The sequence below is a fragment of the Actinoplanes sp. NPDC026623 genome, assembly GCF_040638275.1.
Classification (GTDB): domain Bacteria; phylum Actinomycetota; class Actinomycetes; order Mycobacteriales; family Micromonosporaceae; genus Actinoplanes.
The window spans coordinates 1-22,203 of record NZ_JBEZXZ010000104.1 but is presented as its reverse complement, the minus strand read 5'-3'; the positions used below and the strand labels follow the sequence as shown (position 1 = coordinate 22,203).

Here is a 22,203-nt window from a genome sequence, read left to right as displayed (position 1 = left end):
GGCTACCTCCCCGCCCGGCGGATGATCCGCCGGCACCGTGACTCGAGCATGAGGCAGGCTACCCAGTAGTGGCGGAACGCGGGGTTCGTGGTCTGCCGGTGGTGATAGCGGTAATAGATCTGCTGCACGATCACGGCCAGCCGGAACAGCCCGAACACCTCGTAGAACGCCCACTGGCGATCGGTGAGCTCGATGCCGCTGCGGGTGCGGTAGTAGTCGACGACCTCCCGGCGGGTCAGCATGCCCGGGGTGTGGGTCGGCTGCCGGCGGAAGGCGCGGAACAGCGGCCCGTCGTCGGCCTGCACCCAGTAGGCGAGGGCCCCGCCGAGGTCCATCAGCGGGTCGCCGAGGGTGGCCATCTCCCAGTCGAGCAGCGCGACCGGGCGGGCCTGGTCGTCCGGGTCGAAGACCACGTTGTCGAGGCGGAAGTCGTTGTGGATCAGGCAGGCGCCCCGGTCGGCGGGCTGGTTGTCGCGCAGCCACCCCATCACCTTCTCGAACGAGCCGACGTTGCGGGTGCGGGCCGCCCGGTACCGCCTCGTCCAGCCGTCGACCTGCCGGGACACGTATCCGGCGCCCCTGCCCAGATCGGCGAGCCCGGCCGCGGCCGGGTCGACCGCGTGCAGGCCGAGCAGCAGGTCGAGCACCCGGGTGCACAGTTCCCGCACCTGCTCGGGCGGCAGGTCGACACCGAGTTCCTTGCGGGGGATGGTGCCGGCGACGCGCCGCATCACGTAGAACGGCGAGCCGATCACCGCCTCGTCGTCGCAGTACGCGACCATCTCCGGCACGTACGGGAAGACGGGCGCCAGCGCGGACTGGATGCGGTATTCGCGGCCCATGTCGTGGGCGCTCGCCGCCTTGCTGCCCGCGGGCGGGCGCCGCAGGATGAGGTCGCGGTCCGGGTACCGCAGCAGATAGGTCAGGTTCGAGGCGCCGCCGGAGAACTGCTCCACCCGCGGCGCCGCGTCGAGGCCCAGCCACGCGGTTACCGCGGGAACGTCGAAGGCGTCCTCGGCGCGTACCGGACGGGTCACACCATCCTCCGGACCAGCGACAGGGGCAGGACGCGCAGCGCGGCGCCGATCGGCACCCACGGCCAGGCCGGCACGTACGCCCTGACCCGGCGCCTCTCGATCGCGGCGACCATCGCCCGGACGCCGGTCCGGGTGTCCACCATGAACCGGGTCTTCTGCCGCACGTGCGCGTTCATCTCCGAGCGGATGTAGCCCGGGAAGATCACCGAGACGTCGACGCCGCGGATCCGTTCGGAGCGCACGCCCTCGGCGATCGCGGCGACGCCGGCCTTGGTGGCCGCGTACGTGGTCATCGACCTGCGCATGCCGCGCAGCGCGGACATCGAGGAGATCAGGACGAGGTGGCCGTGCTGCTGGGCGCGGAAGATCTCCAAGGCGGCCTCGGTCTGCGCGAGCGCGCCCACGAAGTTGACCATCGCGGTGGCCCGGTTGGCGTCCCACCGGCCGGTGCCGAGCGGCGCGCCCTTGCCGAGCCCGGCGTTGACGACGACCCGGTCGATGCGGCCGAACTCGGCGGCGAACTCGCGGAACACGGCGAAGACCGCGGCGTCGTCGGTGACGTCGAGTTCGCGGATGCTGACCCGCCGCCCGGTGAGCTCGTCCCGCAGGCGCTCCAGCCGGTCGGTGCGCCGCGCACACAGCGCCAGGTCGTAGCCCAGCGCGGCGAACTGCCGCGCCATCTCCTCGCCGAGCCCGGCGCTGGCGCCGGTGATGAGGACGACGCCCCGGCTCATCGTGCCGCTCCGTGCAGGCCGAGTTCGATGCGGGCGATGACGCCCCGGTGCACCTCGTCCGGCCCGTCGGCGAGGCGGATCGCCCGGGCCGCGGTCCACGCGGCGGCGAGCGGGAAGTCGCTGGAGAGGCCGGCACCGCCGTGCATCTGCATGGCGAAGTCGACGACCTGCTGAGCGACGTTCGGCGCCGCCACCTTGATCTGGCTCACCTCGGACAACGAGGCGGCCGGGCCCTCGGTGTCGAGCTTCCACGCGGCGTGCATGATGAGCAGCCGCAGCGAGTTGATGGCGATCCGGGCCTCGGCGATCCGTTCCCGGTTGCCGCCCAGGTTCGCCAGGGGCTTGCCGAACGCGACCCGCGACAGGCCCCGCTCGCACGCCAGGTGCAGGGCGCGTTCGGCGAGGCCGACCAGGCGCATGGCGTGGTGGACGCGGCCCGGGCCGAGGCGGCCCTGCGCGATCTCGAAGGCGCGGCCGGGCCCGGCGATGACATTCGACAGCGGTACGCGCACGTCGGTGAACGACACCTCGCCGTGCCCGAACGGCTCGTCGTAGAAGCCCATGGTGTCGAGCATCCGCTCGACCCTCAGCCCGGGGGCGTCGCGGGGCACCAGGACCATGGAGTGCTGGGCGTACCGGTGTGCGTCCGGGTCGGTCAGGCCCATCACGATCAGCACCGCGCAGTCGGGGTGGCCGATGCCGGTGGTCCACCACTTGCGGCCGTTGAGCACCACCTCGTCGCCGTCGACGACCGCGGTGAGCTGCATGTTCGTGGCGTCGGACGAGGCGACGCCGGGTTCGGTCATGGCGAAGGCGCTGCGGATCCGCCCCTCCAGCAGCGGTTCCAGCCAGCGTTCCCGCTGCTGCGCCGAGCCGTAGCGCAGCAGCACCTCGGCGTTGCCGGTGTCCGGGGCGTTGCAGTTGAACACGTACGGTGCCAGGTGGGACCAGCCGGTCGCCTCGGCCACCGGCGCGTAGTCGACGTTCGACAGGCCGGCGCCGCCGCGGGTGCCGTGCCGGCGCGCGTGGTCGTCACCGTGCTCGGCGGGCAGGAACAGGTTCCACAGCCCCTGGGCGCGGGCCCTGCGCCGCAACTCGCGGACCTCGTCGGGTACGCGCCAGCGGTCGCCGTCGCCGGGGCGCAGCGCCCGCTCGACAGGTTCGATCTCGTCGCGTACGAAGGTCCGGACCGCCTCGGTCAGCTCCGCCGCGCGGGCGGACGGGGTGAAATCCATGCGACCAAGCTATGAGCTGCCGGCCGGCAAGACTTGATCAGACACGACAAGCATTTGATTTTGCGCGACAAGTCAGCCCTTCACGGTCAGGATCGGCCGCAGCTCGACGACGGGCTGGGCGACCCCGGCCAGGCGCAGGCTGTCGACGACCGGGCCGACGTCCTTGTACGCCCACGGCGCCTCCTGCTTGAGGTCGCGGCGCCACGCCTCGATGATGTCGCGCCTTCCGGCGACCGCCGGGTCGCGGTGGTTGAGCGGGGTGACCACCCGGAACTCGCGCAGGAAGGCGTCCAGCTCCGCGTCGCTGCCGCGGGCCGTGGCGCCCCGGGGAATGCTGCGACCCGCGCCGTGGCAGGCGCTGCCCAGCGCGCGGGCGTTGCCGAGCCCGCGCAACAGGTAGCTGGGCGCGCCCATGGAGCCGGGCACGATGACCGGCTCGCCGAACATGTCCGGGGTCCGGTGCCCGGGGTCGCAGACGCCGCCGGCCGGCGTGGCGCCCTTGCGGTGCACCACCGTGCCGTCCGCGCCCGGCCACAGCAGGTTGTGCGGGGAGTCGTAGATCAGCCGGGAGCCGAGGTCACCGGCGACCTCGGCCAGGCCGGCGCGCAGCATCATCGCCAGGAAGAACCGGTTGCCGACGGCGAAGTTCGCCGCGTTCGCGAACGCGGTCAGATAGCGCTCGCGCCGCGCCGCGCCGGGCTCGTCGAGCAGCATCGGCAGGATCCGGTTGGACGGCATGGGCACCGTGCGCGGCCAGGCGGCGCGGGCCTGGTCGCGGCCCGTGGCGTTGGCCTGGTGGCCCAGCGTGAGCGAGCCGCTGTGCACCATCAGCACCACCCGGCCGGGGGCGAGGCCCCAGGCGTACGCGGCGGGGCCGTCGTGCACGGCCGAGACGTACTGCAGCTCGGCGAAGTGGTTGCCGCCGCCGACGCTGCCGATGATGCTGTCGTAGCTCGTACCGCCGCCGCTGGTGATCCAGTCCCGGAACCCGTCCGCGGACGGGACCGGGTAGCCGGCGGCGTGCAGCCGCCCCTCGATGCCGGCGGTGTCGTCGGGGCCGGCCTGGCGCCACGCCCCCTCGGCCCCGGCCGGGACGCCCTCGGCCATCAGGCCGGGCAGCCCGTCACGGAGCAGGCCCTCCCGGTGGGCCGGGGTCAGGGCGATCCGGCGGCCGCCCTCGAAGAACAGGTGCCGCAGCCGCCGCTCCAGGGCGTCCAGGTGCGGCCGGAGCCGATCCACGCCGAGCGAGGTGACCTCGACCCGCATTCCGCAGTTGATGTCGTTGCCGACCGCCTGCGGCACCAGCGCCCCGACGGTCTTCAGCACCGTGCCGATCGGAATGCCGGCTCCCTTGTGGAAGTCCGGGGTGCACACCACCCGGTCGATGCGCGGCTCGACCTCCAGGCCCGGCGTCGCCGCGGCGAGGTCGCCGAGCGTGCCGGCCAGCTCCAGCACGGTCAGCAGCTCGTCGATCGCCGAGGACTCGATCGGAACCTCGGGGCCGGCGCAGATCTCCACCGGCACGCCGGCCGGATTGGGCAGCGTGAGCCACGAGTCGCCGGTACGCACCAGGCGCCGGTCCGGCCGCTTGGGCTGGGGCATGAATGACCTCTCTGAGCTGCCCGCGAGGGATCGCGGCCAGGCCACTTTAGGGACGCGGGCCCCGCCCCGGCCATCGATTTCCGGCCGCTAGCGTGGAGCATCATGATCGGTGACCTGTACGCGATGCCACTGCCCAGCGGCTACGGCGCCTGTCAGGTGACCGGCGACGGCGTGGTCTGCCTGCTCGATTGGCACGGCGACGAGCTTCCCGGCGTCGCCGACCTCGCCGCGGCGGGTCCGATGCTGCCGAGCCACCACGCACACGACGGAACCTGGCCGTGCTGCGTCCGGGTCACGGGCCCGGCGCCGCACCAGCTGATCCCGGTCGGCAACGGCCCGGTGGCCGGTGGCCGTCCGACGGCCACCGATTCGTATTCCGGCTGGGAGCACCTGGGCTGCCAGCTGGCGCTGCAGCGCCGCTGGGATCACCTGCTGCCCGCAGAGGTGAAGGACGCCTACCGCCGCCTGGAGCCGGCCCGGCCGGTGGCCGTGGACTTCGGCGCCGGCCCGGCGACGATCCCGGGCGGCACGAACCCCCTCGACCTGACCGGCGCTGGTCCGGTACGTGTACCGGAAAATGGTCCCGTGTCGTGGCAAGCGCTCGACGCTCTCATGAGCACCGCGGTCGTCTGGGCCGGTCCGGACCGCGGGTTCAGCGCGGCGCTGGCCGAACGGCCGCTGATCGGCGAGGCGTTCTGGCGCCTGCCGCCCGCGGAGGTCGACCTGGCGGCCACCGCCCTCACCGACGTCCACCTCGGGCCAGGTGTCCGCCGGCTCCGGCTACCGCCGACGACGATGACCTGTGTGTTCGCCGACGGTGCCGGCCCGGAGTCGGTCGACGTTCTCGACGACGGCCACTGGATCAGCCTGTGCCTCGGCGGCGCGGCGCCGGTCATCCCCGCCGGGCTCGGCCGGGTCAGTGAGGTGCGGATCGAGACCGGCGGCACGGTGTCGGTCTCCGGGCTCGGCGCGCTGCCTTCGCTGCGGTCACTGACCGTGAAGTGGCGCGGCGGCCCGGGCCGGCTCGACGGCGCGGAGGCGCTCACCGGCGTGCGTCGGCTGCACCTCATCGGCGGGTACGGGCTGACGGCCGGCACCCTTGCGCACCTGAGCGCCCTGCGCCACGTCGAGATCGACGGGATCGCCCGGCCGGTCGCCCGGGAGCTGAAGGCGATGTTCGGCGCCCGGGTCACGATTCGCGGCGCGAAGAACGAAAACTGGCTGCGCGCGAACCTGAACAATCCGTTCCGGGACTGGGCCGACGGCCACGAGATCGGCGGTGCACAGGCCTGCCGGGCGTACGCGGCCGCGCTGCGTGGCGTCGCCCGCGATCCGGCCGGGGCGCTGCGCGGCCTCGTCGAGGCGCTGAACCGCATCGACGCCCGCTACCAGATGATCGACACGATGTACCGGGAGGAGGCGGCGGAGGCCTTCCTCGACCTCGCCGAGCGGGCCGGTGTTCCCGGCGACGAAGCCGGGCGGTGGTTCGACGAGTGGCGGGACTTCTGACCGCACGCCGGCCGGCCGGGCGGCCGGCCGGCCCGCGCGGTTCAGGAGGAGGCGGTCGGCGCCGGGACCGACGGCGCCGGTGCGCCCGGTACGGGCGGCCGCTCGACTCGGGGATGCCCGTGGCGGTCGTTCGGTCCGCCGAACCCGGGGCCCTGCGGGCCCCATCCCGGGCCGCCGCGCCCGGGCCCCTGCCACCGGTCGTACCGGTCGGTGTGCATCCGGTCGCCGTGGTGGTCCACCACCACGAGGGCGCCGATCGCCGCTCCGCCCGCGCCGAGCACGCAGCCCGCCAGCAGCAGGGCCCCCGCGGCGAGCAGCGGCACCCGGGTCTGCCGGATCCGCCGCCAGTTTCCCGCGGGCGCGGCCGGGGCGCCGGCGGCCGGGGCGGCTGCGGCCGGGGCGGCTGCGGGCTCCGGCGCCGTGGGGGTGGGGGCCGGCGCAGCGCCGGGCCGCGATTCCGGTTCCGGGGGCACCGCGCCCGCCTGGGTGGTGTCGTCACTCATCATGTCTCCTGATCGCCTACCCGCGGACGGCCGCCGGTCCGGCCATCCTGCGCGGGCCGGATAAGCGTGGCGAGTGGTAATCCCTAAGAACTTCCTAATAGCTCAGGCGGCGGCGTCGGGCAGGCGGGGCAGCCGGATGGTGACCGTGGTGCCGTGCGGCTCGTGCGCCCCGACGACGACCGTGCCGCCGTGCTGGCCGGCGGTCTGGGCGACGATCGCCAGGCCCAGCCCGGAGCCGGGCATGGCGCGGGCGGCGGCGGCCCGGTAGAAGCGGTCGAAGACGTGCGGCAGGTCCTCGTCGTCGATGCCCGGCCCGCTGTCGGTGACGGTCAGTTCGCATCGGTCCGGGCCGTCGGCACGCAGCTCGATGCGTACGCCGGCGCCCGGCGGGCTCCACTTGGCGGCGTTGTCGAGCACGTTGAGCACCATGCGCTCCAGCTCGCCGGCCCGGCCCTGCACGACCACCGGCACCAGGTCCGAGGCGAACGCCAGGCCGGGCGCGCGGGTGCGGGCCCGGCCGACCGCCGCGGCCACCACCTCGCCGAACTCCACCGGCTCGGTGGCCTCCCGGGTGGCCTCCTCCCGGGACAGCTCGACCAGCTCGGTGGTGAGGGTGGCCAGCTCGCGGACCTGGGCATCGAGGTCGGACAGCAGCTTGGCGCGCTCCTCGGGCGGGAGGCGGTGCGCGAGCTCCGGCTGCCGCTCGACCGCCAGGAGCAGCTCGATGTTGGTACGGATGCTGGTCAGCGGCGTGCGCAACTCGTGGCCCGCGTCCTCGACCAGCGTGCGCTGCGCCTGCCGCGCCGTGTCGATCGCGGCCAGCATGGTGTTGACCGAACGCCCGAGCCGGGCGATCTCATCGGCGCCGTTCGCCGCGATGGGCCGGGTCAGATCCATGCTGACCGCCACCTCCTCGACGGCCTCGGTGAGCCGCTGCACCGGCAGCAGCCCGGCCCGGGCGACGGCGCGGCCCAGGACCGCGGCGCCGGCGATGACCGCGATCGATCCGGCGGCCAGCAGCAGGCCGAAGACGGCCAGGGTGCGATCCTCACGGCCCTGGTCGATCGCGACCTGCACCGCGCCGCCCCCGGCAACCGGAACGGTCACCATCAGGTACGTGTCGTCGCCGACCGTCACCTGTTCCTGCACCGCGCGGTGCGCGCCCGCCGCGACCTGCCGGGCCCCGGCGGTCACCGGGAGCGGGACGGTCGACGCGCCGAGCACCGTGGCGTCGGTGGCGAGGATCTGCCAGCGCGGCCCCAGGTCGTGCGGCCGGTGCAGGTCGTCCGGCACCGGGCCGGGCCGCGGTGCGCCGGGTGGCATCACCCCGGGCCGGCCGGGCCGGCGGGAGTTGCCGCGCCACTGGTCCGGGCGCGCGGCGATGGCCCGCGCGTCCGCGTTCAGGTCCGAGCGGACCCGGTGCTGCTGCACCTGCGAGACCGCCGTCCAGGCCAGCCCGGCCAGGGCGAGCACGGCGACCGTGACCGCGCCCGTGACCAGCAGCGACAGCCGGGTGTGCAGGGTGCGCCGGCGCCACCACCCGCTCACAGCGACTCCTCGCGCAGCACGAACCCGACCCCGCGCACGGTGTGCAGCAGCCGGGGCTCACCGTCCGCCTCCAGTTTGCGGCGCAGGTAGCCGAGGTAGACGTGGATGCTGTTGGAGGATTCGCCGAAGTCGTAGCCCCAGACGTGCTCGAACAGCAACGCCCGGGTCAGCACCTGCCGGGGATGCCGCAGGAAGACCTCCAGGATCGAGAACTCGGTCCGGGTGAGCCGCAGCGTCCGCTCACCCCGGAACACCTCCCGGGTCTGCGGGTCGAGCCGCAGGTCGGCGAAGGTGAGCCAGCCGTCGCGGGCCGGCCGCGGTTCCGTTCCGGCGGGCGCGGCGAGCAGCGAGCGGCGCAGCAGCGCCCGCAGCCGCGCCAGCAGTTCCTGCAGGGCGAACGGCTTGACGAGATAGTCGTCCGCGCCCGCGTCGAGCCCGGCCACCCGGTCCCCGACGCTGTCACGCGCGGTGAGCATGAGAACCGGCAGCAGCGTCCCCTCGGCGCGCAGTCGGCGGCAGGCCTGCAGGCCGTCGAGGTTCGGCATGCTGACGTCGAGGATCATGGCGTCGGGTTCGCCCGCCCGGACGGCGTCGAGCGCCCGCAGCCCGTCCTCGGCGGTGTCGATCTGGTACCCCTCGAACCGCAGCGTACGGGCCAGGGAGTCGCGCACGGCCGCGTCGTCGTCCACCACCAGGATCCGCATCGCACCTCCGTCGCTCGTCGCCGCCGGCCCCACCGCCAGGATCGACCTGGCGGCCGGGGTGCGGGGGAGAACGTCGCCTAAGCATTCGCTAAGAACCGCTCATCCGGCGTCGATGGCGGACTCTTCCCGCATTCGCATCGGCAGCTCGGCGTTCACCCGGTACGTGTCGTACACGCCTGCCACGTTCTGCAGGGCCCGGCGGACAAGGTCGAGCCCGTCGTCGCCGGCGGTCTGGAGCACGACGCGGATGAGGGCGCTGTGACCCGGCGTGGTGGTGCCGGTGGCGGAGAGGACGGTGGCACCGTGCGCCGAGATGACCTTGCAGACCTCGGCGAGCAGGCCCCGCCGGTCGAGGGCCTCGATCTGGATCGCGGCGGTCACCGCAGCCGCCGCGCCGGTCTTCCAAGCGGTCTCGACGAGGCGTCCGTCCCGGAGCCTGAGCTGCTCCGCGTTGGTGCACCCGCAGCGGTGCACCCGCACCCCGCCGGTGCGGGTCACGAAGCCGAGGATGGCGTCGCCCGGCACCGGGGTGCAGCAGCGGGCCAGCCGGACCTGGACGTCGCCGGCGTCCTTGACCACCACGCCGGGGTCCGGCGCCGCGCCGCGCTCGCGCGGCGGCAGGGTCGCGACGGCGGTCTCGGCGAGGTCCTCGACCGCGATCGCCTCCCTGCCGTCCTCGGTCGCCTCCTCGCGGTATTCCGCCTGGAGGTACAGCTCGATGCGGATCCGGGCGCGTGGGGTGGCCACGAAGTCGAGCCACTCCCGGGTCGGGCCGGCCGTGGCCGACCTCGACGTGAGGATCTCGATGACGTCGCCGTTGGACAGCGTCGACTCCAACGGCACGACCTTGCCGTTGACCCGGGCGCCGACGGTCTTGTGGCCGACCTCGGTGTGCACCGCGTACGCGAAGTCCACAGGCGTCGAACCGGTCGGCAGCGCGATGACGTCGCCCTTGGGGGTGAGGACGTAAACCTCCTGGCCGGACAGGTCGAAGCGCAACTCCTCCAGGAACTCGTCCGGGTCGCGCCGCCACGGCAGCTCGTCGATGTGCCCGGGCTGGCCCACGACGGCGGCCCTCTGCTCGATGTACCTCCAGTACGCGGCGATGCCGTACTCCGCCGTGCGGTGCATCCCGAAGGTCCGGATCTGCATCTCGACCGGCTTGCCGGTCGGGCCGATGACCGTCGTGTGCAACGACTGGTAATGGTTGGGCTTCGGCATCGCGAGGTAGTCCCTGAACCGGCCCGGCACCGGCTGCCAGTTCGCGTGGATGACGCCCAGCGCGGCGTAGCAGTCGCGGACCGTGTCGACCAGGATGCGGACGCTGAACACGTCGTAGATGTCGTTGAAGTCGCGGCCCCGGACGATCATCTTCCGGTGGATCGAGTACGGCTGCTTCGGCCGGCCGGTGGTCTCCGCCTTGATCCTCGCCGACCTGAGGTCGAGCTGGACCCGGTGGGTCACCTGGCGCAGCAGCGCCTCGCGCTGCGGCTGGTGCTCGCCGATCAGGCGGTCGATCTCTTCGAACCGCTTCGGGAACAGCGCCCTGAACGCCACGTCCTCGAGCTCCTGCTTGATCGTGTTGATGCCGAGGCGATGCGCCAGCGGAACGAAGAAGTCGAGAGTCTCGGTGGCCTTCTGCTCCTGCCGGGCACGGGGCAGGAACGTCAGGGTGCGCATGTTGTGCAGCCGGTCGGCCATCTTGATCACCAGGACCCGCGGATCCTCCACGGATCTGACGATCGTCAGGCGGTTGGTCACCGCCTGGTCCGGATCGAGTCGGCCCTCGACCGTGGGCAACTTGTCCAGTTTGATGACGCCGTCCACCAGCAGGGCGACCTCGGCGCCGAAGTCCGCCTCCATCGCCTTCAGCGAGTAGCCGGCGTCGTCGATCGTGTCGTGCAGTAGGGCGGCTACCAGCGTTGCGGTGTCCATACCGAGGTCGGCGAGGATGGTGGCGACCGCCAGCGGATGCGTGATGTAGGGGTCACCGGATCGCCGGTACTGCCCCGAGTGCCAGCGATTGGCCAGGTCGAACGCCGCCTGTAACGGCCGGCTGTCGGCGGTGGGATGCCAGGCCCGCTGCAGGTCGAGCAGGGGCTCGAGGAGTTCACTGAATGCGGGAGCGTCCCGCGGCTCCATCAAACGCCGGATGCGCCTGCGTAGCCGCCATCCTGTCGGCCGGGCGTCGACGGCTGCCTGGGCGGCCCAGCGGCGTTCCGGGTCGGCCAGTTCGGCGTCCCGGGCGAGCCGCACGAGCAGTGCCGCCGCCCGGGAGTCACCGGCCGCGTGCAGGGCCTCCGCCGCCCGGCGCCGATCGGCGGAGCCCATGGCCGAGTCCCGCGCGAGCCGGGCGAGAAGGTCGGCGCCGGTGTCGCCCGGACGATGTGCCAGCACGGTGAACGCCCAGCGCGGGATCCCGTGGCGGTCCTCGTCCTCGTCCTCGTCCGCGCGCAGCGACGCCGCGAGCGCCGTACGCGGATCGGCCAGTGCCGCCAACCGGGTGATGGCCCATCCCCTTTCCTGGGCCGGCACGCGCGCGTCGAGCGCCAGCCGGACGAGCATCCTGGCGCCGGCGGTGGTGTCCAGGACGGCGGCGATGTCCACGGCGGCGCGGCGCCGCACGAGGTCGCCGCGACCGCGTTCCCACTTCCGGAGCCGGCGCACCGTGGTGGTCACCAGGCCGGGGCTGACCCGGACCCCGTCCGCCGCGAGCGCGGCGATGAAGGAACACCCGTGCAGGCCGCCGTGCCGCGCGACGCGGCGCAGGGCGCGGTCGAGGTCGAGCGTCGAGCTCCACTGATGGATGACGAACCGCGCGAACGGATGCTGCCACGCCATCTGGGCGGCCTGCCAGTCACCGCCCCGGTCCGGCAACAGGCTCTGGAACGCCGTCGTCGACAGGTCCGCGTCGTGGGCTACGTGATCGGCCGCCAGGAACTCGGCGACGCTCTCGTGCAGGAAGTCGAAGTCGTCGTCGTACTCGACGAGCAGGCCGGTGCGCCGCAGGGTCGCGGTCAGCAGCTCGTTCCACCGTTTGACGGGCAGGTGTTCGGGGCACAGGCCGGCTGTGTACGTCGTCGCCGCGCCGGCGATGCTGCGGCCGGGCTCGGTGCGGTGCAGCCAGGCAAGCGCGCGCACCACGGTGGCGAATTCGGTGACGAGGCGGTCGACCGACGAGACGGCCTGGCTGCCGTACAGCGCGGCCCGCTCGCCGAGGTCTTCCCGGATCCCGGATTCGAAGAACCGGTCGCTCAGCAGGTCGACGAACCGCCGGTACACCTCGATGCCGGTCGACGGCACGGGGGAGTAGGGGTTCCTGGCGAACAGCTGGCACACCATCATGGCGATCAGCGGGATACGGAACAGGCGGTCGCGGCCGCTGTCCAGCAACCGGCCGAGGAGCCGCTCCGCCGATGCCTGAGGATTGTCCACGCCGAGATGGGTGAGCCAGCCGAGGGCGAACTGGCGGAACTGGACGTCGGTGAAGGGCAGCAGGCGATAGTGCTGCATCACCCAGTTGTCGGGGAAGTGCAGTCCGAGGTCGGCCAGCGGCCGGGTCGCGATGACGAATCTGTGCGTGTCGCCGGCGAGATGGTCGCGGAAGCCGGCGATCTTGTCGATGACCGCCTGCCGCTGCCGGACCGCGACGATCTCGTCGAGGCCGTCGATGAGCAGCAGCCAGGAGACATCCGGCAGCGGGGCACGGAGAAAGAACTCCGGCGGCCACCTGCGGTCGATGCCGACCGCGGCGAGCTCGGTGTTGACGCCGTTCGCGATCAGCTCGGGGAACGGCGCGTCGTCCAGCAGCGCGTCGGCCCGCAACCGCACGGGGACCGACCGGTCGGCGTCGCGGCGCCACCGGCGCATCGACTCCAGGGTCGCGAAGCGCAGCAGGCTCGACTTCCCGGCCCCGGCGGAGCCGACGATCAGGCAGTCCTCGGGCCGGTCGAAGATGGTCGACGCGGGGATCGCCGACAGGTCCGTCTTGCCGTCGCCGCCGGCCGGGGCGTTCGAGCCGTCCGATGCCGACTGGTAGACGTACACGTCGGAGAGCGCCGGCATCCGTTGGCCCGCTCCTGCCTCGGGAGCCGCCGCGGCGAACAGGTCGTCGTACGGGTGGGCGTTCGAGGCCCTTTCCGCGGCGGCCAGGTAGCTGCGCAGCCGTGATCCGGGATAGGACCACCCGCCCTGCAGCAGCTGATCGTCCGTGAGCGTGGCGAGCCACCGGCGATGGGCGGTGAAGTGCGCCTCGGTGAGCCGGCCCGCCTCCGGGCACAGCCTCAGGATCTCCGAGGCGGGCAGCAGATGCGCGCTGCCCTTCTCGTCCGAGAACACCACCATTCCGCAGATCGCACCGGTGCGCCGGTTGAGGACCGGGCTCCCGCTGGTGCCACCTACCACCGGGGTGCCGCGCAGGCGGGGCAGCCGCAGCGCGGGGCTCGAGCTGCGCCGCGACCATCCCTCGAACGCCATCGTCGCCGGCTGACCCGCGCGGTACGCGTTGGCCGGGTAGCCGTAGGTCCACAGCTCGTCGCCGACCTCGAGGTCGTTGTCGAGCAACACGAACGGTGCCGGATCCGACGGCGTTCCGTCGTTGTCCGTCCCGTCGTGCTGGACCGGCGGGACCGTGAGCAGCGCGAGGTCGACGCCGCAGGAGTCACGGAAGTACAGCTCCCCGTCGGTTCGCAGGGCCAGCACCTCGCCCGTGGCGGCGACGCTTCCCATGACCGTCGACGGCAGCGCGCCGGAGTCCGGCGCCACGACGTGGGCGCAGGTCGCCACGAGGGTGGGCGTCACGAAGAAGCCCGTGCCGAGCTCGGTGCGGCTCGCACCGCGAGGCTCCGAGACCAGCGCGACCGTTGCGGCCGACACCAGCGAGGTGAGTGCGCCCCGGCTCAGCGCGTCTCGGTCGCGGCGCTCCACTCAAGCCCGATCTTGAAAGTGGATTTTCCGGTCGCCTTGCCGATGATCGCGATGAGCTGACCGGCCTCGACGCCGACCTCGCAGCCGAACTCCAGGGTGACCCGGGACGCGCCGGTGTTTCGCAACCCGTCGACCGCGCCGCAGGCCAGGGCCGTCACCTTCGCGACGACCTCGTCGAAGGACGGGATGCGCGCGGAGACCTCCCGCTCATCGCCCGCTGCGCCGAGTTGACGGACCGACAAATATATCCGGTCGTCGCCGGCGGTCACCGGGATGAGCCGCGTGTCGTCGACGGCCGGGGCGGTCTCGATGTCATCAAGCAAGGTGTCCACTCCCAGCGGGTATGCCACGGTGACGGCAACGAGGTCGCAGGGCCGCATGGACCACGCATTCGAGCGCGAGCATATGAAGTGACTCCCTTGATCGCAATCCGTCATCGCCTGGTGGCGGATCGCGTGTGTGGCACATCGTGCGGGGGTCACCCGCCGGAGTGGCGCCGAAATTTCCGGGGATGATCTTTCGCCATCGGTGTCCGGATGACTCTTCTGGCCCGGTCAGGATTAGGCTGTGCGGGTAGTACGCCACTGCGCCGGCCAGCGCGGTCATGGGCGTACCCGACTCGGATGCCGCCCGCGCAGAGCGCCGCAAGGGCAAGCGGCCCGGCGACCCACAGCGCCACGCCGACCCAGTAGATGTCGAACTTGCCGGTAGCGAACGCAGACAGTAGTAGCAGTGCGGGCAAGGCAATGAACGCGGCGGCGGCGAGGTGCCACAAACGGGCGCCGAGCCGGCTCATCCAACGCCACGGCTTCGGCTAACGCATCCTCGACGCCGTCACCGCCATGATCTATCTCTGCCTCGGCGGCGTGGCTGTCCCGCTACCCACGGAAACCTGAGCAATCGGACATGTGTGCGACTGATCGGGTTTGTGGGGGAGCTCGTTGGCGAGAGGCCGGGCGGTGATCAGTTCCCAGAGGTCGGCAGGGCTATGCTGCCGCCGTGATTGATCTTGACGCCACCGACGAACCGCAGCCCCGGCGCCGCTCCCGGATCCGCATCTATGTCGCCGTGGCCGTGGCCGCCGTCCTGGTGGCCGGCGCCGCCACCGCCTATCTGGTGCACAGGTACGCGGGGACGGAGGTCCGCTTCGAGGTGGAGTCGGCGAGCGGCAAGGCCCGGCAGATCCAGTGGGACATCGGCATCACCCATTTCGGCCGCAAGTCCGGCAACCGGCCGGGTGAATCCTTCCCGACGCCGTGGTCGCAGACCGTGATGGTGGACGACTGGGAAGGCATCGCGACCCTCAGGGCCATGTCCACGGACGCCGACGACGTGACCTGCCGGATCGTCGTCGAGGGCAAGGTCATCTCCGAACTCACCCACAGCCGGCTGACCGGCTGCATCGTCGGCCTCGACAAGCTCAAGCAGCGGGTCGAAGACCGCTGAGGCCCGGAATCAGCCGGGGACTGAGAATCTGTGCCGGATGCGCCGCCGCCCTGCTCGCGGTGGTTCTGGTCTGGGGATGCCGGAACCGGTTGACCGGCCAGGAGGGGTGCCCGCCGGTGGCCGAGAGGCTGTCCGGCTTCGAGGTGCTGGGCGAACATCCCGTCGCGGGCGTGCCTGTCGGTAGTCAATTCGGTTGCGACTCATCCGACAACTACGCCTATGCCGTTTCGGAGTATCGCACCGCGCTGTCGCGGCAGAGCGTCGAGTCGTTCTATGCGGATTTCCTCAGGCGCGATGGGTGGGAGTTCGAGCCAACGGTCGTGCTGCCCTCGGGAACGCCGCAATGGGAGGCCGACGGAGTCAGCTCGATGTTCAAGGACGTCGACGGCACGCGGGCGGAGTTCGGCATGTCCTTCGGCGACCCGGAGCACCCAGTCGAGAAGTCCGATCGCTATTTCGTGCAGGTGACGGCGCGTCCGTTGCGGTGAAGGCCGGCCGATGCGCCAGGCCCTCGCGGTCAGGCGCGGGGTCTGCCCGGATGATGCGGAACAGCGCCGCCCTGGCCGCCTTCGCCGGCCGCGACTCGCGGGCGTAGCCGCGCCCGGGGCACGATGAGGCCGGGCATCCACGGGGGAAGATGCCCGGCCATATAGATCAAACCACATGCCTGCGCCCGCCGCAGCGCGGGGGCCGCCGGCGCGCTTTACCTCCAGGCCGGCGACGGGGAGAATCGGTCCCCGTCGATCAGACCGAGCACGGGGACAGTCATGCCATTCGACGGGTTCATCTCCTACAGCCATGCCGCCGACGGGCGGCTCGCCCCCGCTGTCCAGCGCGGTCTGCACCGATTGGCGAAGCCGTGGCACCGGCGCCGCGCGCTGTGGATCTTCCGGGATCAGACCGGGCTGGCGGTGACGCCCAAGCTGTGGACCTCCATTCAGGAGGCGCTGGACGGCTCGAAACATTTCGTGCTGCTCGCCTCTCCCGAGGCGGCGCGCTCGCCGTGGGTGAACCGGGAGATCGAGCACTGGCTGGCGACGAAGTCACCGGACCGGATCCTGCCGGTGGTGACCGACGGCGAGTGGTGCTGGGACCCCGGCGCCCGCGACTTCACCGACGAGTCCACGGCGGTGCCGGCGGCGCTGCGGGGCGTCTTCGCCGAGGAACCGCTGTATCTGGACCTGCGCTGGGCCCGCGACGACCTGCACCTGAGCCTGCAGCACGTCCGGTTCCGCGACGCCATCGCGCAGCTCGCCGCGCCGATGCACGGGGTGAGCAAGGACGAGCTCGAGGGCGAGGACGTACGCCAGCACCGGCGCACCCGGCGGTTGTCGGTCGTGGCGGCGGCGGCGCTGGTGGTGCTGACCCTGGTTGCGTCGCTGACCGGCGTCGTCGCGGTGCGCAACGCGGACCGGGCCAACGCCGCGGCGGTGGAGGCCCGCCTGCAGCAGGAGGTGGCGTCGCAGCAGCGCAGCACCGCCGAACGGGCCACGGAGGAATCGCTGCGGCAGGAGGAGAACGCCCGGGTGCAGCAGGACCGGGCGAGGACGGCGCGGGCCGAGACCCGGCGGCAGGAGCAGCTGGCCCGGCACCACCAGGGGCTGGCCGCGGAGGCCGCCGCGGAGGCGCGGCGGGAGCAGGCGAACGCCGGGCGGTACCGGGACAGCGCGGCACGGCAGAAGGCCAACGCCGAGCGGCAGCGGACGGCGGCGCGGGGCGCGGCCGAGGACGCCGCGCGGCAGAAGGCCAACGCCGAGCAGCAGATGGCCAACGCCCGCCGGCAGGAGGAGCTCGCCAGGCAGTCGGAGGCGCGGGCGAAGCGGCAGGAGCAGATCGCCGAGCAGAACCGGGTGCTGGCTCGCAAGGCCGACGAGGAACGCAGGCGGCAGGAGCGGCTGGCCCGGGAGGCCGAGGCGGAGCGCAAGCGGCAGGAGCAGCTGGCCCGGGAGGCGGCGGAGGAGGCCCGCCGGCAACGGGAGGCGGCGGCGCTGCAGCAGCGCATCGTGGTCAACCAGCGGCTGATGGGGCGGGCCCGCGCGATGATCGGCGACGACCCGAGGAAGGCGCTCATGCTGGGCGTGGCCGCGGAGAGCGTGCACTCCGACCCGCATACCCGCGAGCAGCTCAGCCACCTCGCCATGTCGACGCCGTACGCCGGCGCCATCGGCGAGGTGACCGAGGTGGCGTCCGCCGGCGGGACGGTCGTCGCCGCGGTCGGCGCCGACGGGACGCTGTCGCTGTGGGACGTGGCGGACCCGGCGAAGCCGGTCCGGCTCTCCAGTCTCACGGGTGACGCGACGGCGGACACGAGGGTGACGTCCAGCCGGGACGGGCGGACCCTCGCGGTCTTCGACGGGAGCCCGGAGGCGGCGCGGTGGGATGTGACGGACCCGGCCCGGCCGGTGCGGATGGCGCCGCTGTCCGACGCCGCCGGGATCCGGGCGGTGACGTTCGGCCCCGACGGGCACACCGTCGCGGTCAGCAACCGCGACAGGAACACCGTGCTGTGGGACGTCACCGGCGCGGCCCCGGCCCAGCTCGCCACGCTGCCGCAGGCGTACCGGCTGACCTTCAGCCCGGACGGGCACACCGGGGTGAGCAGCGGCGACTCGGTGACCGTCTGGGACCTGACGGATCTGGCCCACCCGGTGAAGGGCGCCACCCTCGAGCTGGGGTGGGGTGACAAGATCGTCGACGCCGCCGTCGAGTTCAACCCCAGGTACCCCATCGTGGCCGTCCAGGCCTACGACGATTACGTGTGGCTCTGGAGCCTGAGCGATCCGGCCGACCCGCGGGCGAGCAGCGCCGAGCTCGGGGCGAAGGGCGAGGCCCGGCTCAGCACGATGGCGTTCAGCCCGGACGGGCTCACGCTGGCGCTCTCCGACACGGACGGGACCACCGCGCTGTGGAGCGTCGAGCCCGAGGACTGGCCGTGGCTGTCGACGCAGACCGCCACCCTGAACGCCGCCGGGGGCCCGGTCCGGTCGCTGGCGTTCAGCGCCGACGGGCGGCGGCTGACCACCGCCGGCAGCCGCCGCACGGCGACGCTGTGGTACCCCAGGGGCCGATTCGACCGCGACGCGGTCGCCCAGCTTCCCGGGCCGTACGACGGGGAGATCGTGGGGCTGAGGTTCGGGGCGGACAGCCGCTCGCTGATCGCCGCGGGCCACGAGGGGTCCGCGGTGCCGTGGGGCCTGGCCGATCCGGCCCGCCCGGTCCGGGGCGCTCCCGTACGGCTGCGCGATCCCCTGGTCGAGGCGATTAACCTCAGCCGCGACGGCAGCACCCTGGCGGTCACCGGCGCGGACAAGACGGTGACGCTGCTCGACATGGCCCGCCCGTCGGAGCCCGTGCCCCTGGCCACGATCAGGGAGGACGGCGACCTCGTCTACGCCGCCGAGTTCACCCCGGACGGTCGCACCCTGGCCGTCGGCCGCCGCGACGGCAAGACGACGCTGTGGGACCTGGCCGACCGGACACGGCCGGTCCGGGTCGCCGAACTCGCCCTCCGCAGGACGCTGCAGGCCATCGCGTTCAGCCCGGACGGGCGCACCATGGCCGTCGCCGAGGGCTACAACGTGTCACTGTGGGATGTGGCCGACCGGGCCGCTCCGGTGCGGCTCACGTCGATCCCGCTGAAGGACTTCATCAGCTACAACGCCGACTCGCTCGCGTTCAGCCCGGACGGGCGCCTCCTGGCGGCCGGCACCGACAACGCGACGGCGCTGCTGTGGGACGTCGCCGACCCGTCGCAGCCCAGCCAGGTCGCCACCCTGACCGGCCACGCCGCCTGGGTGCGCTGGGTGGGGTTCACCCCGGACGGGCACACCCTGGCGACCACCAGTTCGGAGAACGCCATGATGCTGTGGGACGTGGCGGAGCCGACCACCCCGCTGCGCTTCGCCGTGATCAAGAGCGCCGACCTGCAGGTCTTCAACATGGCGATCAGCCCGGACGGGCGCCTCCTGGCCGCCGGCGGCACCTATGGCGGCGTGAACGAGAACGTCTCGCTGTGGGACACCACGGTGCCGGGGGACCTCGCCGCCGACCCCATCCGGTACGCGTGCGCGGTCAGCGGCCGGGGGCTCAACGCCGACGAGTGGTCCCGCTACATCCCCGAACTGCCCCACCAGACCACCTGCTGACGGGACGCAAAAACAGACGCGGAAGTCGTATCGTCATGGTGCTTTTGCGTCTGACGGTGCCGTTGTTCGGAGGTAGATGTGCGATTCGGTGTCACCGGTCACCGGATGCTTCCGCCGGGCATCGCCGACCGTGCGGTGGACCATTGGCGCCGGGTGTTGCCCGCCGGTGCGGGCCTGCGCGGTGTGTCCAGCCTCGCCGACGGCGCAGACCAGTTGTTCGCCGCGCACGTGCTGGCGGCCGGCGGCATCCTCGAGGCGGTGCTGCCGTCGGCGGACTACGCCAGGTCGCTGACCGCGGACGGCGCCCGCGCCCGGTTCGAGGATCTCGTGCGCTCGGCGGCGAGCGTGGTCACGATGCCCTACGCCGAGCCGTGCGAGCGGGGGTTCCTCGCCGCCGGCCAGACCCTGGTCGATCGCTGCGATCACCTCTTCGCGGTGTGGGACGGGCTGCCGGCGCGCGGGCTGGGCGGCACGGCGGACGTCGTCGCGTACGCCCGGTCCCGCGGCTGCCCGGTCACCGTGCTGTGGATCGACGGGGTGCGCCGGGCCTGACTACCGGCCGGAGCCGGCCGCCGCGGCGTCGACGGCCGGCGCGGCGGGCACCCGCAGGTCGGCGAAGATGCGCCGGGCCTGGTCGAGGTGCGCCCGGGCCCCGGTCGGCGTCGCCCGCGTCCCGCAGCGCCGCCGCGAGGCCGTCGTGCGCGCGCGCCCGCTCGTAGCGGTCGTCGATCTCCTCGGCCAGGGCCAGCGCCTGGCCGTGCTGGGTCTGCGCCTCGGCCGTGTCCCCGGCGGCGCGCAGCACCTGGCCGAGGTCGTTGAGCGCCTCGGCCTCGCTGGCCCGGTCCCCGATGCGCTGGTGCAGCACGAGAGCGCGGCGCAGGTGACAGGCCGCCTCGGCGAGGCGGCCCTGGCGGGCGTGGATCGCGGCCAGATCGGTCAGCGCGTACGCCTCGGCGGTCCGGTCGCCGGCCTGGCGCACGACGGCGAGGCTCTGCTCGAGGCGGGCTGCGGCGCGGTCCAGCGATGCCGGGCGGTGCGGCAGCCGGGCGAGCAGGGACAGCACGTAGGCCTCGCTGTAACGGTCGTCGAGCGTGTCGTAGAGCCGCAGGGCGGATTCGAAGCGCTGTGCCGCCTGCGCCTGGTCGCCCAGCCGCGCGTCGACCAGCCCGAGCCGGACCAGGGCGTCGGCCTGGCCGTCGTCGTCGCCCAGCTTCCCGTGCAGCGTCCAGGCCCGCCGGTAGTGCTCCGCGGCCTGCCGGTAGTCGCCGAGCCGCCAGTCGACGCTGCCCAGATTGCGCAGCACCTGTGCCTCGGCCGCGCGCTCGCCCAGGTCCGTGTAGAGGATCAGCGCCTGCCCGTAGGTCGCGGCGGCCTCGTGCAGGCGGCCCTGCCGGCGGTGCAGCCGGCCCAGGTTGGACAGCGCCTGCGCCTGGGCGGCGCGGTCGCCGACGGCCCGGGCGGCGGACACCGCGGACGCGGTGACGCTCGCCGCCTCGGCGACCGGCCCGCCCGCGTCGAGGTAGCGGAACAGGGCGCCGGCGAGGGCGATGGTGTGCCGGTGCCAGCCGTGCGCCGCGCCGTACGTGCAGACCGCGGCGAGGTTGGGCCGTTCCGCCTCGATCCAGGCCCGGGCCGCGTCCGGGTCGCCGGCCGCCGGGGCCCCGTCCGGGTACAGCGTGCTCATCGCCGCCACCGAGCGGTCCAGATAGTGGTCGAACAGCCGGGTGAGGGCGGCCCGCCGCTCCGGCTCCGGGTCGTGCCGGGCGGCCAGCTCCGCGGCGTACGCGCGCAGCAGGTCGTGCATGCCGTAACGCCCGCCGGGGCCGGCCTGCACCAGGCTGGCCCGGGCCAGTACGCCGAGCAGCCGGCGCACCTCGCCGGCACCGCTGCCGGTCAGCGCGGCCACGGCGTCGACGTGCACGGTCTCGCCCGGGTGCAGCCCGAACAGCCGAAACGCGCGGGCCGCGCCCGCCGGCAGGTGCTGATAGGACCAGGAGAACACCGCCCGGACCTCGGCGCGCGGGTCGCCGCCCGCGTCGAGCAGGTCCAGCCGCCCCTGATGATCGCCCAGCTCGGCGACGAGTTCGGCCAGCGGCACGTCGCTGCGATCCGCGGCCAGCTCGGCGGCGATCCGCAGGGCCAGCGGCAGCCGGGCGCAGGCCGCGGCGAGGCTCGCGGCGGCGTCCGGCTCGAGGTCCACCCGGGCGCCGACCAGCTTGCGCAGCAGCCCGACGGCGTCCGGCAGCGGGAGCAGCCCGAGGTTGACCCGCTCGGCGCCGTGCACGGCCACCATGCCCGGCAGCGAGTCGCGGCTGGTGATCAGCACGAGGCAGGACCCGGTGCCGGGCAGCAGCGGCCGGACCTGCTCCACCGACGACGCGTTGTCCAGCAGCACGAGCATCCGCCGGCCGGTGAGCTCGGAGCGGTAGCGGCCGGCGCGCTCGTCGGTGCCCGCGGGAATCTCCGGCCCGCGTACCCCCAGGGCGGTGAGGAAACCGGCAAGCGCGTCCGCGACCGCGACCGGCTGGTCGGCGTCGTAGCCGCGCAGGTTCACGTAGAGCTGCCCGTCGGGGAACGCGTCCCGCACGCGATGCGCCCACCGCACGGCCAGCGCGGACTTGCCGACCCCGGCCGTGCCGGACAGCAGCGCGACGGTCAGCGGCGGCTCGTCACCGTCCGGCGGGGCCAGCATCAGGTCGAGCGCGGCGAGTTCGCCGGCCCGGCCGGTGAACGCGCGCACGTCGGCCGGCAGCTGCGTCGGTGCTATCACCGCGGCGGCGGGCGGCCCGCCGGACCCGCGGGCGTCGACGGCCC

General features: G+C 73.3%; 14 protein-coding genes and 2 pseudogenes. 5 read left to right on the top strand and 11 right to left on the bottom strand.

What is annotated here, in order from left to right; all coding sequences use genetic code 11:
- Positions 1–2 precede the first annotated feature (2 nt).
- The 4 genes from AB0F10_RS26900 to AB0F10_RS26885 form a co-directional block, all read right to left on the bottom strand.
- Entirely contained in the window at positions 3–1,037 is a 1,035-nt protein-coding gene (locus AB0F10_RS26900; RefSeq protein WP_360630658.1) for a phosphotransferase family protein, read from the bottom strand.
- Complete coding sequence (locus AB0F10_RS26895) at positions 1,034–1,771, bottom strand: SDR family oxidoreductase (RefSeq protein ID WP_360630655.1); 738 nt, start codon at positions 1,769–1,771, stop codon at positions 1,034–1,036. The genes AB0F10_RS26900 and AB0F10_RS26895 overlap by 4 nt, the downstream gene beginning before the upstream one ends.
- Positions 1,768–3,006 (bottom strand): acyl-CoA dehydrogenase family protein, encoded by a 1,239-nt coding sequence (locus AB0F10_RS26890; protein WP_360630652.1) that lies wholly within the window; start codon positions 3,004–3,006, stop codon positions 1,768–1,770. The genes AB0F10_RS26895 and AB0F10_RS26890 overlap by 4 nt, the downstream gene beginning before the upstream one ends.
- A gap of 72 nt (positions 3,007–3,078) precedes the next feature.
- A complete protein-coding gene (locus tag AB0F10_RS26885) occupies positions 3,079–4,608 on the bottom strand; it encodes an RtcB family protein (RefSeq protein ID WP_360630649.1) in 1,530 nt (509 codons plus the stop codon).
- Positions 4,609–4,710: 102 nt separating this feature from the next.
- Here AB0F10_RS26885 and AB0F10_RS26880 point away from each other — a divergent pair, with 102 nt between their 5' ends.
- A complete protein-coding gene (locus AB0F10_RS26880; RefSeq protein WP_360630646.1) occupies positions 4,711–6,117 on the top strand; it encodes a hypothetical protein in 1,407 nt (468 codons plus the stop codon).
- A 41-nt stretch (positions 6,118–6,158) separates the two neighbouring features.
- On the opposite strand, the gene AB0F10_RS26875 is transcribed toward AB0F10_RS26880, so the two are convergent.
- From AB0F10_RS26875 to AB0F10_RS26850, 6 genes and pseudogenes are all read right to left on the bottom strand, one after another.
- On the bottom strand, positions 6,159–6,620 hold the full coding sequence (locus AB0F10_RS26875; RefSeq protein WP_360630643.1) for a hypothetical protein: 462 nt from the start codon (positions 6,618–6,620) through the stop codon (positions 6,159–6,161).
- 102 nt (positions 6,621–6,722) lie between these two features.
- Complete coding sequence (locus AB0F10_RS26870) at positions 6,723–8,168, bottom strand: HAMP domain-containing sensor histidine kinase (RefSeq protein WP_360630641.1); 1,446 nt, start codon at positions 8,166–8,168, stop codon at positions 6,723–6,725.
- Positions 8,165–8,872: a response regulator transcription factor gene (locus AB0F10_RS26865; RefSeq protein WP_360630639.1), complete on the bottom strand. Its 708-nt coding sequence runs from the start codon at positions 8,870–8,872 to the stop codon at positions 8,165–8,167. Before AB0F10_RS26865 ends, AB0F10_RS26870 begins: the two co-directional genes overlap by 4 nt.
- A gap of 99 nt (positions 8,873–8,971) precedes the next feature.
- Positions 8,972–11,068: pseudogene (locus AB0F10_RS26860) on the bottom strand (bifunctional (p)ppGpp synthetase/guanosine-3',5'-bis(diphosphate) 3'-pyrophosphohydrolase); the annotation flags it as partial.
- 2,157 nt (positions 11,069–13,225) lie between these two features.
- Positions 13,226–13,747, bottom strand: a pseudogene (locus AB0F10_RS26855) (serine protease); the annotation flags it as partial.
- A gap of 23 nt (positions 13,748–13,770) precedes the next feature.
- Complete coding sequence (locus AB0F10_RS26850) at positions 13,771–14,130, bottom strand: CU044_2847 family protein (protein ID WP_360630636.1); 360 nt, start codon at positions 14,128–14,130, stop codon at positions 13,771–13,773.
- Between the two features lie 667 nt (positions 14,131–14,797).
- On the opposite strand from AB0F10_RS26850, the gene AB0F10_RS26845 reads away from it, so the two are divergent.
- The 4 genes from AB0F10_RS26845 (at position 14,798) to AB0F10_RS26830 (ending at position 19,941) form a co-directional block, all read left to right on the top strand.
- Entirely contained in the window at positions 14,798–15,244 is a 447-nt protein-coding gene (locus AB0F10_RS26845) for a hypothetical protein (RefSeq protein WP_360630632.1), read from the top strand.
- Between the two features lie 116 nt (positions 15,245–15,360).
- Complete coding sequence (locus AB0F10_RS26840; RefSeq protein WP_360630630.1) at positions 15,361–15,732, top strand: hypothetical protein; 372 nt, start codon at positions 15,361–15,363, stop codon at positions 15,730–15,732.
- 279 nt (positions 15,733–16,011) lie between these two features.
- Positions 16,012–19,389 (top strand): TIR domain-containing protein, encoded by a 3,378-nt coding sequence (locus AB0F10_RS26835; protein WP_360630627.1) that lies wholly within the window; start codon positions 16,012–16,014, stop codon positions 19,387–19,389.
- 78 nt (positions 19,390–19,467) lie between these two features.
- Positions 19,468–19,941 carry a hypothetical protein gene (locus tag AB0F10_RS26830; protein WP_360630624.1) on the top strand — a complete coding sequence of 158 codons (474 nt, stop codon included), beginning with the start codon at positions 19,468–19,470 and terminating at the stop codon, positions 19,939–19,941.
- Here the strand turns inward: AB0F10_RS26830 and AB0F10_RS26825 are convergent.
- Positions 19,904–22,203, bottom strand: a 2,300-nt coding sequence (locus AB0F10_RS26825) for a tetratricopeptide repeat protein (protein WP_360630621.1), incomplete at its 5' end; no start/stop codon positions are given. The two genes, AB0F10_RS26830 and AB0F10_RS26825, sit on opposite strands and share 38 nt — an antisense overlap.

Excerpts from the sequence above, each read along its gene's own strand:
- AB0F10_RS26835 (WP_360630627.1), top strand. The coding sequence starts at position 16,012 with ATGCCATTCGACGGGTTCATCTCCTACAGCCATGCCGCCGACGGGCGG.
- AB0F10_RS26890 (WP_360630652.1), bottom strand. The coding sequence starts at position 3,006 with ATGGATTTCACCCCGTCCGCCCGCGCGGCGGAGCTGACCGAGGCGGTC.
- AB0F10_RS26865 (WP_360630639.1), bottom strand. The coding sequence starts at position 8,872 with ATGCGGATCCTGGTGGTGGACGACGACGCGGCCGTGCGCGACTCCCTG.
- AB0F10_RS26885 (WP_360630649.1), bottom strand. The coding sequence starts at position 4,608 with ATGCCCCAGCCCAAGCGGCCGGACCGGCGCCTGGTGCGTACCGGCGAC.
- AB0F10_RS26880 (WP_360630646.1), top strand. The coding sequence starts at position 4,711 with ATGATCGGTGACCTGTACGCGATGCCACTGCCCAGCGGCTACGGCGCC.
- AB0F10_RS26875 (WP_360630643.1), bottom strand. The coding sequence starts at position 6,620 with ATGAGTGACGACACCACCCAGGCGGGCGCGGTGCCCCCGGAACCGGAA.
- AB0F10_RS26895 (WP_360630655.1), bottom strand. The coding sequence starts at position 1,771 with ATGAGCCGGGGCGTCGTCCTCATCACCGGCGCCAGCGCCGGGCTCGGC.